The organism is Psychrobacter sp. Arc29, assembly GCF_041431175.1.
Lineage (GTDB): Bacteria > Pseudomonadota > Gammaproteobacteria > Pseudomonadales > Moraxellaceae > Psychrobacter.
On sequence record NZ_JASMRR010000015.1, the window covers coordinates 1 to 9,742 of the forward strand.

Consider the following 9,742-nt stretch of genomic DNA (forward strand, 5'->3'; position numbering starts at 1 on the left):
ATTATTTACCGCTGTTCTACCAACATCGGTCTCTTTACCTGCACAATACGGTGCTATCTTTGCCCACTGGGCATCACTTAGGGTTAATCTAGTCATAACACTATGATTATCAATTATTCTATATATGTCAACACACCCTAGTTAAGCGAGCAAAAAATTATCAGCTCAGCCAGATGGTCTCAGGCTTGTTTTGTCAATTAGGTTATTTATCAATAAATAACCAATTAACCACGGCGCCATGTATGGTATTTTTCTAACCAGTTCAATACGGTTTCAGGGGCGTGATTGCGCTTCCATTCACCAGCGACGTATTTGTTGCCTTCCGCCCATGTCGGGTAGGTATGAATTGTACCCAGTATTTTATTAAGTCCCAAACCATGTTTCATCGCCAGTACAAACTCGCTCATTAAATCGCCAGCATGCTCAGCCACTATCGTCACCCCTAGGATTTTGTCTTTGCCTTTGGGGGTGATGACTTTAATAAAACCTTTGGCGGCACTGTCAGTAATCGCACGGTCTAGCTCTTCAAAGTCATAACGCGTCACTTCAAAATCAATGCCTTTGTCGATTGCTTCTTGTTCATTTAAACCAAGACGAGCGACTTCTGGATCGATAAAGGTTGTCCATGGAATCACTCGGTAATCGACTTTGAATTTTTTGAAATGACCAAACAAGCCATTGACGGCAGCGTACCAGCCTTGATGCGACGCCACGTGCGTAAACTGATAGGGCCCAACGATATCGCCGGCTGCATAAATATTAGGATATAGCGTCTCCAGATATTCATTGGTGACCACCGTACGGTCTGTTTCGATGCCTAGCGCTTCAAGTCCATAACCTTCAAGACGGGCGCTACGACCGACTGCACACAGCAGCTCATCGTACTCAAATGCCATCTCTGGTTGTTGGTCTTTTTGCTGACCGCTTTGATCGTCATCATTCAATTGCTGAACGATAATGTACTTTTTGCCATCGCGCATCTCGCAGCGTAATGCTTGGTGTGATGTCAAAACCTTCACGCCACTGGCTTCTAGTGATTTTTGGGCAAACTCAGAGACTTCCTCGTCTTCTTTTTTCATAAGACGCGTGCCGCGCTCAATTTGCGTGACGTTTGAGCCTAAACGTGCAAATGCTTGCGCCAGCTCAGAGCCAATAGGGCCACCCCCAAGTACGACGAGCTTTTTGGGCGTCTCGTCAAGCGTTGCAAATTTATCCCACAAAGTATCGCTGGTGACATAACCTGTTTCCTCAATACCCGGCAGTGGCGGGATAAAGGGACGTGCGCCAGTGGCAAGCACAATCGTGCGTGCCGTGAGCGTCTGTGTGCCGCCATCGTTGAGCGCCACTTCAACCGTCCAAGGATCAATCAGTTTGGCATACCCTTTTAGGACTTCGACCCCTAGATCGGTATAGCGCTCGACACTATCGTTCGGCGCAATCTCGGCAATGACGTCGTGTACACGCGCTATGATTTTTTTAAACGAGAACTGCGGCGCGGTGTTCTCTAGACCGTAACGCTCAGCTGTGCGCATTTGCTCGGCGATTTTTGCGCTTTTGATAATGGCTTTACTCGGGACACAGCCGTAGTTCAAGCAGTCGCCGCCCATCTCGCCCGCTTCGATGAGCGTGACTTTTGCCCTGACAGTCGCTGCGATATAACTGGTGACAAGGCCGCCAGCACCTGCGCCGATGACGATCATATTGCGGTCGAACTTTTTTGGCTTATTATAATTTTTGTAGACGCGGCGCTTCTTAAACGCATTGAGTAGCGATTTTGTGATTAAGGGGAATAAGCCCAATAACGCAAACGAGACAATCAGATCGAACGATAAAATCCCTGATAGACTCTCAACCTGCGCCAATTGTGTCCCTGCATTGACGAATACGAACGTACCAGCGAGCATACCTACTTGGCTGACACAGTAGTAAGTCCACGACTTGATGGCGGTGACGCCCATCAACAGATTAATCAAAAAGAACGGAAATATAGGCACCAAACGGAGGGTAAATAAATAGAACGCGCCTTCTTTTTTAACCCCTTTATCGATCGCTGCCAGCCGCTCAGGGAAGCGCTGCTTGATGGTGTCGCGCAGCAGGTAACGTGAGGTCAAAAACGCAAGCGTTGCACCGATACTGGAGGCAAACGAAGCAATAAGTAAACCCTGCACCAAACCGAACAGTGCGCCAGCTGCCAGCGTCAAAATAGTAGCACCAGGTAAGGAGAGCGCGGTGACGACCACATAGAGTAAGAAAAACCCACCAATAACCAATAATGGAGACTGGGCTTTGTACGCATCAAACTGCGCCATCGACCCTTTTAACCCTTCAAGCGTCAGTAATTGATTGAGGTCAAAATAAAAAAAACTTGCCGCTAGGATCAATATTAATAGTATTAAGGATATTCTTTTAATCATGATTGTTCCGGCTAAGTCAGAGAGCGGAAGAGAGCTTCGAGGTTATGGCGTTATGATTGAAGCACAAGGTTTTGTGTGATCGTAAATATTATATCGAGTCTAACGGTCATTTATTTCATTGAGTAGGATTATATTGTATTGAATGTTGAGTGACTGTTCAATTAAAAACCCTATCCATTCGATAAAGTATACAATCTGATAAAGTAGAGTGAGAGAGGCACCACGCTTAAGCGTTCTCTGTCATTAACTGGCTGATAGTTTTCATAATAAATTGTCTATTAAACCGCAGATAGCAAAACCCCTTCATAGAATGGTTGCTCTATGAAGGGGTTTTGACTGAATGCTTGCTTGAGTAATCAGATGGTTGACTACCACATCAAATCGTCTGGAATCACATAAGCGGCGTAAGGATCATCTTCTTCTGGCGTGTCTTCAGCGGTATCGTTGGATACCACCATGAACCCTTCCATCTTCGTATCGATACGATCTGCGAGTGGGCGCGGCAGTAACGCGTAGCTGTCCTCTAAGCGTGCAATTACGACATGACCTGCTACGATTTGATCGTATAGCTTTTGAGTGATGGATATTTTTTTCACTTTAGACGCGTCGACGAATTGATAGCTGACGTCACCATCTGTATCGGTTATCTGATGCTGCTTAATCATTTGAATGATGTTAGCCTTCAGCGCCTTTTCTTCTAAAGCTTGCTGCTTTTGCTGATTGAGCTTTTGGTCTTTCTCAAGTTTTTGCGCTTGAGCTTCTGCCAACGCTTTTTTGGTCTCTAAACTCTCTGAGTCGCCAATACGCTTGGCATGCTGCGTTTGCTTGCTGATTTTTTTGGCTTTTTTACTATCGACCAATCCAGCCTTTAATAGTTGAGCCTGTAGGGCATTCTTTGCCATAATTCAATCACCTAAATAACGATACGTAAGTCTTAAATACTGAACCATAAATACTAAAAGAGGTATTGTAGCAAACTTTACTAACGCTTGTGGTTAGACAATGACTAGAGTTCATCAGGGTGTTAAGGCAATACTCTTGTAAACTATATAAAATAATAGTACTGGTACGTTTGTGATTCTATAAAAGCGTGTACATCGCTGGATGAAGCCGACCAAATTGGGTATCATCAAATTAAGGAAACGTTTTTTAGAAACATCTCTCAAACAATGGGCATAGCTTGGTCATATATAACAAGCTGTATGGGATTAAATAACACATCTAAGGACAGATTATGACAACATCACAGCACATTCTAGCCTGTATTGACGGCTCAGCAGTGACTGAATCGGTTTGTGACTATGCCGCATGGTATGCCAGCAAACTGAACTTGCCTGTTGGGTTGCTGCATGTCAGCGACGTCCCCGCTTCAGTCAGACGTGATCTGTCAGGAGCGATAGGGATAAACAGCCGCCAGTTTTTGTTAGAAGAGTTGTCTCAGCTAGATGAGCAAAGGGCAAAAGTCGTCAATAGCTATAGCAACGCCTTAGTACAAGATGCAAAAAGCCATATCCAAGGCAGCTTTGCGGATGTCAATGTGCGCATTTATCAACGTCATGGCAAACTGCTTCCTAGCATCGAGCATTTCAAAGAAGAAAATCGCGCGATCGTCATGGGCCGCCGCGGTGAAGACCACAAAAATAGCCGCATCAATATCGGCAGCCAAATTGAAACGGTAGCTCGCGCATCGGACATCCCTATACTGATTTGCTCAGAGACTTTTAAAGAGCCTAGCTCATATATGATTGCTTTTGATGGTAGTAAGACGTCTATAAAAGCGGCGTGGATGGTGTCAAAAAGCCCTTTGTTAAAAGGTTTGAAGGGTCATATCGTGATGGTCGGTAATCACAATGATGCTGCCAAGCAGAGTATGAGTGCCGCCGCTGCTAAATTAGAAGATGCAGGCTTTGTCGTTGAGGCGCATCATTTATCTGCTTCTGATGCCGTTGATGGACTGTTAACGTTTCAAGTCGATAACGACATTGACATAATGGTGGTCGGTGCTTACGGACACTCCAAATGGCAGCAGTTGTTCCTTGGTAGTACAACGACAGAGATCATCGCGAGCACATTGTCTCCCGTGATTCTGGTACGCTAATAGATGCATTAATAATTTGTCCTTGATCGCTTGTTTTTCGATAAAGTGACGCTAGATTAAGGTCGTGTATTTTTCGACACGTTATCGAACAACACACCAATTTTAATGGTTCAATTTTCAATAGTTCAATATTCGCCATCATGATTGGTTATCGATATTTTAGATAATCAATCATTACCTCATAACGGCTCACGCGCTGACGCTACTCACTCTATCTTTGGAACCCCTTATGCGTATCAATGCAGATTTTTCACGTCGTGCCTCGCTGGCACCTGAAGACCACGGGTGGGTCAAATCACCACAGAATGGCGTGGAGCGAGTGATGCTTGACCGTATAGGAGAGGAGAACGCTCGTGCGACCAGTCTTGTCCGTTACGCACCGAACTCTTATTTTCCGCACCATCTGCATCCGGGCGGTGAAGAAATTCTGGTATTATCAGGGACTTTTTCTGCAGACGATACCCATTATCCGGCAGGTTGGTATTTACGTAACCCACCAGCATCCGGTCATAGGCCTTATAGTGATGAAGGCGCGGTAATTTTTGTCAAGCTACGGCAAATGTCACCTGATGAAGCGCATCATGTGGCTATCGATACTCACGATGGTGCCAATTGGCAGCGACAAGGTGACCGTGACGTTTGTCCTCTGTTCTCAGATGGTGTCGAGCAGGTGAGCTTGCAACGCATAGAGGCAGGCGAGTTGCTATTCAATGAGCCAATTCCTAATGGCGCAGAGCTATTAGTCATTGCAGGCGAGCTGGTAGATGATAACCGAGTCTATCAGCGTTGGGGATGGTTGCGTCTGCCTGCAGGTGAGTACGCGCAAATCACAGCAGGACGAGAGGGCACAACGATATATCTGAAAACAGGGCATTTAAGCCAGATAATTGGTTTGGAAATAAATGAAGCCTAAATAAAACTTGTAAAAAGTGCTGTATCAACAGTCTGAGTGACCCATAAACGTAATATCTGACACATCGATCTTTCATATTTGATGTGTTAGATGTGCTGTAGGCAGTATCTTGAACATAGTCAAACTTCTATAAAAGAGTGACAGCGTTAACCTTACTTGAATTATCACATATACATATGCGCTCGGTTGCTTTGTATTTCTTTTAATCTGAATCAACTATAGCTACTTTAAGTATTGACAGTTTTATATCGATAGACCCTTTCTCACGTGAGATCTCACACTTTCCTTCAATAGCTCATAGATAGCCTTTCTTTAAGGCAGCTCTTCTTCCATTTCATTCCAACATAGCCAATAACTACTGAGCGAAAATATCTGAAATAAGATAGGTTTTCCTGCAGCTCATATAAGTGTCTCATTCATCCAGCACCTCATACTACTAAGTGCTACCAAGTAGTGCTGAGGACGTGTACCTGAATGCTTGTCACTACATTAAATTGGTAGTAGCGACAATATAGAGCCTGTCAGACAAAATTTGGTTAAAAATTAAAATTATTGCTAATTTATAAAGCGTTTAAGGATATGAAGTAGATGGGTGTTGGCTGGCATTTACAGTTTTAGTCTAATTATGTTGGTCTAATAAAGTGATATGAAATGTATATGAAAACAGTATTTTTAAGAGAAAAAATAGATTTCACTATAGATATACGATATGAGCGTATCTCGTAGATCTTAATAATGCAAAATAAAATTTTTAATTGATAGTTTGTATCAGGTAATTCATTGTTCAATATAAATTGAAGATGCATTTGAGTTTTAATGATTTCTAATTACTCTTAATATATTAATATTTAAGACGTTCATTATGAAGAGAGTTAGTGGTTGTATAGATGGTGTCATAGCTTTCTGTTTGCCAGAATTTATGCTGAATGCTGAAGTGATTAGAATTATATAATCATGAGTGGAGATAGGCTGAATTGGTCATATTTGTAATAATTACAGGTAATTATGGTTTGATTTAGTTATTTTTATATCGGTTTACACTGATATACACAGTGGTTTTATTTGTATTTTTACTTAAGGATTATGAGGTTTTATTGTAAATACATATACATGTTTTACATAAAGGAACATTTTTTACAAATTGATAAATGTATTAATGTTGACCTATAAAATCAGCATACTATTATTAGAATATAAGGTGCATAAAAAATAGTTAATTGTAAAAATATAAAATTTTTTACCGATCTATATTTTTATAAAAAATAATTAGGAATATAGGTTGGCAAAAGAATTTTAATGAGTTAGATTTCTATCGATTGGAGGTCGATTGTTATGATCAGCATGACTGCACTATTATCGGCTAGGATGGCCAGTTTAGTAGTTAGCCAGACTGTGATGGCTGATCGAATATTGTCTGTCTATAATACTTATACCCCAACAAAATTAGTCATCAGAAAAGTGATTGGTAATACTGCTTTCTACGTCAAAAATTACCCGCATATCCCTCAGATAAAAACAAAATTGCAAGTTTGCCTATATTCAGTAAAGCCTCATCCAGCAAAACCTCTTGCTATTCAGCAAGCGATAGCTGATAAGAAATTGTCTTCAAGATATCTGACTCACTACATCGTCCGTCCCCTCTGTCATATGGCTATCGTTTTGCAAAAGCAAACATATCGCCGAACAGCCAAAAATCACAAACTAAATTTTTCTCCAATTTCATAAAAATACTGTTGAAGACATCTTAACGATTCAGAAATACATGTAAGAAACAACTCAGATACTACTAAATTCAGACGCTACTAACAGAAATCAAGGATAAAAAAATTCACTCGTAATTCTAGATTGAAAATTATTTTAGAATTCATTAATCAAGGATGATGTTATGAAAACTATAACCGTTAAAGCCAATAATCAGGTCGGAACAGTTGCTGAACATACTGTGGTTACGCAGAACAATATTCCGACAGTGATACAAGCTACTGATAAAACGAATTACGAGCTTCTTGATACAGCGTCTGGACGTGCACCGAAAAATATTGTTACCAAACGCATAGATAAAGACCTTCATGTTTCATTTGAGAATAATAGTGAAAACGCTGACCTTATTATTGAAGGGTTTTACGATGATATCGATGGTGCACTTGTTGGTGTCGCTGAAGATGGCAGTTATTACTATTACCTTCCCGATACAGGTGATGTGACAGATTATGTGACTGAATTACAAGTAGGCGAGGTGCAAGGCCAATCATTGGGTGGAGACGGATATGCAACTCCTTGGTGGCTAGGGGCGACAGGCGCTGAAGGTCTTGGTGCGTTGCCATGGTTAGTTGGTCTTGCAGGAGCAGGAGTTGCGGCAGCGGCTTTCTCTAGTAGTGGTGATGATAGTGATGCTGATGCCGACGCTGATGCCGACGCTGATGCCGACGCTGATGCCGATGCCGACGCTGATGCCGATGCCGATGCCGATGCCGATGCCGACGCTGATGCCGATGCCGATGCCGATGCCGACGCTGATGCCGATGCCGATGCCGACGCTGATGCCGATGCCGATGCCGATGCCGATGCCGATGCCGATGCCGATGCCGATGCCGATGCCGATGCCGATGCCGACGCTGATGCCGACGCTGATGCCGACGCTGATGCCGATGCTGATGCCGATGCTGATGCCGATGCCGATGCTGATGCCGATGCCGATGCCGATGCTGATGCCGATGCCGATGCCGATGCTGATGCCGATGCTGATGCCGACGCTGATGCCGATGCCGATGCCGATGCCGATGCCGATGCCGACGCTGATGCCGACGGCAAAGACGGTATTGATGGAAAATCCGCTCTTGAGCTGTTGATTGAAGCAGGCGCATTACCAGCAGGCGCAACAGTTGCTGATTTTATCGAATACCTAAGAGGTGAGGATGGCGTTGATGGCGCAGATGGGGTCGACGGTCAGGACGGTGCAGATGGTCGATCTGCTCTTGAGCTGTTGATCGCAGTGGGTGAATTGCCCCCAGATGCCACTATCGATGACTTTATCGAATACCTAAGAGGTGAGGATGGTGCAGACGGTGTCGACGGTCAGGACGGTGCAGATGGTCGATCTGCTCTTGAGCTGCTAATTGCAGTGGGCGAATTACCTGCAGATGCCACTGTCGATGATTTTATCGAATACTTAAGAGGTGCGGATGGCGTTGATGGCGCAGACGGTGCCGACGGTCAGGACGGCGCAGATGGTCGATCTGCTCTTGAGCTGTTGATTGCAGTAGGTGAATTACCTGCAGATGCTACTGTTGATGACTTTATCGACTACCTAAGAGGTGATGATGGCGCCGACGGCCAAGACGGCGTTGATGGCGCCGACGGCCAAGACGGCGTTGATGGCGCAGATGGCCAAGATGGTGCAGATGGTCGATCTGCTCTTGAGCTGCTAATTGCAGTGGGCGAATTGCCCGCAGATGCCACTGTCGATGACTTTATCGAATACCTAAGAGGTGAGGATGGCGCAGATGGCCAAGATGGTGTTGATGGCGCAGACGGTGTCGACGGTCAGGACGGTGCAGATGGTCGATCTGCTCTTGAGCTGTTGATTGCAGTAGGTGAATTACCTGCAGATGCTACTGTTGATGACTTTATCGACTACCTAAGAGGTGCAGACGGCGTAGATGGCGTAGATGGGGTCGATGGTCAGGACGGTGCAGATGGTCGATCTGCTCTTGAGCTGTTGATTGCAGTGGGCGAATTACCTGCAGATGCCACTGTCGATGATTTTATCGAATACCTAAGAGGTCAGGATGGCGCAGACGGTGTCGACGGTCAGGACGGTGCAGATGGTCGATCTGCTCTTGAGCTGCTAATTGCAGTGGGCGAATTACCTGCAGATGCCACTGTCGATGACTTTATCGAATACCTAAGAGGTCAGGATGGCGCTGATGGCGCAGATGGCCAAGATGGTGTTGATGGCGCAGACGGTGTCGACGGTCAGGACGGTGCAGATGGTCGATCTGCTCTTGAGCTGTTGATTGAAGTCGGTGCATTACCAGAAAATGCCACCGTCGCTGATCTGATTACCTTTTTAAGAGGTGATGATGGCGCCGACGGCCAAGACGGCGTTGATGGCGCAGATGGCCGATCCGCTCTTGAGCTGTTGATTGCAGTGGGCGAATTACCTGCAGATGCTACTGTTGATGACTTTATCGAATACCTAAGAGGTGATGATGGCATCAATGGCGCAGATGGTGCCGACGGTCAGGATGGTGCAGATGGTCGATCTGCTCTTGAGCTATTGATTGAAGTCGGTGCATTACCAGAAAATGCCACCGT

Annotated in this window: 5 protein-coding genes and 1 pseudogene; 4 read left to right on the forward strand and 2 right to left on the reverse strand. The window is 44.6% G+C overall.

Features of this window, described 5'->3' with window-relative positions:
- Positions 1-224 precede the first annotated feature (224 nt).
- Positions 225-2,414, reverse strand: a complete 2,190-nt coding sequence (locus tag QO189_RS14055; protein ID WP_371533219.1) for an FAD-dependent oxidoreductase — start codon at positions 2,412-2,414, stop codon at positions 225-227.
- 368 nt (positions 2,415-2,782) lie between these two features.
- Entirely contained in the window at positions 2,783-3,316 is a 534-nt protein-coding gene (locus QO189_RS14060) for a DUF2058 domain-containing protein (protein WP_371533220.1), read from the reverse strand.
- 332 nt (positions 3,317-3,648) lie between these two features.
- Here QO189_RS14060 and QO189_RS14065 point away from each other — a divergent pair, with 332 nt between their 5' ends.
- The 4 genes and pseudogenes from QO189_RS14065 to QO189_RS14080 all read left to right on the forward strand — a co-directional run.
- Positions 3,649-4,512 carry a universal stress protein gene (locus tag QO189_RS14065; protein WP_371533221.1) on the forward strand — a complete coding sequence of 288 codons (864 nt, stop codon included), beginning with the start codon at positions 3,649-3,651 and terminating at the stop codon, positions 4,510-4,512.
- Positions 4,513-4,741: 229 nt separating this feature from the next.
- Positions 4,742-5,425: a cupin domain-containing protein gene (locus QO189_RS14070; protein ID WP_371533222.1), complete on the forward strand. Its 684-nt coding sequence runs from the start codon at positions 4,742-4,744 to the stop codon at positions 5,423-5,425.
- A 1,341-nt stretch (positions 5,426-6,766) separates the two neighbouring features.
- On the forward strand, positions 6,767-7,150 hold the full coding sequence (locus QO189_RS14075) for a hypothetical protein (protein WP_371533223.1): 384 nt from the start codon (positions 6,767-6,769) through the stop codon (positions 7,148-7,150).
- Between the two features lie 160 nt (positions 7,151-7,310).
- Positions 7,311-9,742: pseudogene (locus QO189_RS14080) on the forward strand (hypothetical protein); the annotation flags it as partial.

Bases quoted from the DNA above. Each gene is read 5' to 3' on its own strand.
- QO189_RS14055 (WP_371533219.1), bottom strand. From the start codon at position 2,414: ATGATTAAAAGAATATCCTTAATACTATTAATATTGATCCTAGCGGCA.
- QO189_RS14060 (WP_371533220.1), bottom strand. From the start codon at position 3,316: ATGGCAAAGAATGCCCTACAGGCTCAACTATTAAAGGCTGGATTGGTC.
- QO189_RS14065 (WP_371533221.1), top strand. From the start codon at position 3,649: ATGACAACATCACAGCACATTCTAGCCTGTATTGACGGCTCAGCAGTG.
- QO189_RS14070 (WP_371533222.1), top strand. From the start codon at position 4,742: ATGCGTATCAATGCAGATTTTTCACGTCGTGCCTCGCTGGCACCTGAA.
- QO189_RS14075 (WP_371533223.1), top strand. From the start codon at position 6,767: ATGACTGCACTATTATCGGCTAGGATGGCCAGTTTAGTAGTTAGCCAG.